Source organism: Streptomyces sp. WAC06614 (assembly GCF_003949795.1).
Classification (GTDB): domain Bacteria; phylum Actinomycetota; class Actinomycetes; order Streptomycetales; family Streptomycetaceae; genus Streptomyces.
On record NZ_RPRY01000673.1, the window covers coordinates 1 to 1325 of the forward strand.

The following is a 1325-nucleotide window of genomic DNA, read 5'->3' on the forward strand; positions in this document are numbered from 1 at the left end:
GGGCGGAGGGCGTGGCGGCGGCGTGCGCGGGGGCGGCGAGAGCGAGGAGCAGGCCGGCGGTGACGGCGGTGGTGCGGGCGAGGTCGATCTTGGTCACGGTGGTTCTCCACGGTCGGGTGAAGGGCGCCGGATTGCGCCCTTCACCCCCGCACGACGCGCGACCTGCGGGGAGGTTGCCGCGGCGGCAAAACTTTTTTCGGAACGCCGCCACACGGTTCCCGCGCCGGGGCCGGGCCGTGGGCCGGCTGCCAGACGGGGCCCGGGACGGGCGGGCGAGCGCCACGGCGGGCTGCGGGCCCCGCTGCGGGCAGAGCCCGGGACGAGCGGGCGAGCGCCGCAGCGAGCTGCGGGCCGCGGGCCGCGGGCCGTCGGCCTGGCGGCCAGCCGAGACCCGGGCCCGGCGGGCGCACGCCACGGCGGGCTACAGGCCGCGCTGCGGGCAGAGCCCGGGACGAGCGGGCGAGCGGCACAGCGTGCCGCTGGCCGCGGGCCTGGCGGCCAGCCGAGACCCGGGGCCGGCGGGCGCGCGCAGCGGCGGGCTACGGGCTGAGCCCGGGACGGGCCGCGGGTCGCGGCCCGGGCCGGACTGCGTGCCCTGGTGCTGCGTCAGGCTTCGCGCAGGGCGGCGCCAAGGTGGGCGGTGCTCGTCCTCAGCGCGGGCGGGGCCAGCTGCGTGGCCGAGGACCGGGCTGGGCGGGCACCGTGCCGCTGCCCCTGCCGTGGGCACCGTGGGCGTGTCATGGTGCGCGCCGGACTCCGTTGCCCGGGTACGGGCCGGAGTTCGCGCCCTGGCGCCGCGTCAGGTCTCCCGGAGGGCGGTGCCCAGGTGGGCGATGCCCTCCTCGATGGCGTGGGTGGGGCCGGCCGCGTAGCCGAGGACCAGGCCGGGCGGGCCGGGGGTGACGCGGTGCCAGGACAGCGGGTGGACCTTCACCCCACGGGCCAGGGCGGCCGCGGCGAGGGCGGTGTCGGAGAGGCCGGGCGGGGCCGTGTCGAAGGTGACCATCAGGTGCAGCCCGGCGGCCGCGCCGTGCACGCGGGCGCCGGGCAGATGGGCGCGGATCGCTCGGAGCATGTCGTCCCGGCGCCGGCGGTGGCGCCGGCGGACGTGACGCAGATGGCGTTCGAGGTCGCCGGACTCCATGAGCCGCGCGAGGACGAGCTGGGTGAGCACGCCGTTGCCCAGGTCGGCGTAGCGCTTGGCCGCGCACACGGCGGGGAGCAGGTGCGGCGGTACGAGGAGCCATCCGACGCGGAGGGCGGGGGCGAGGAGCTTGGAGACGCTGCCGGCGTAGCAGACACCGTCGGGGAGGAGCGAGCGGAGG

Annotated in this window: 1 protein-coding gene; it reads right to left on the minus strand. The window is 79.1% G+C overall.

Annotated elements, in window-relative coordinates; genetic code table 11:
* Positions 1-799 precede the first annotated feature (799 nt).
* Positions 800-1325, minus strand: a 526-nt coding sequence (locus tag EF918_RS35795; RefSeq protein ID WP_125652987.1) for an aminotransferase class I/II-fold pyridoxal phosphate-dependent enzyme, incomplete at its 5' end; no start/stop codon positions are given.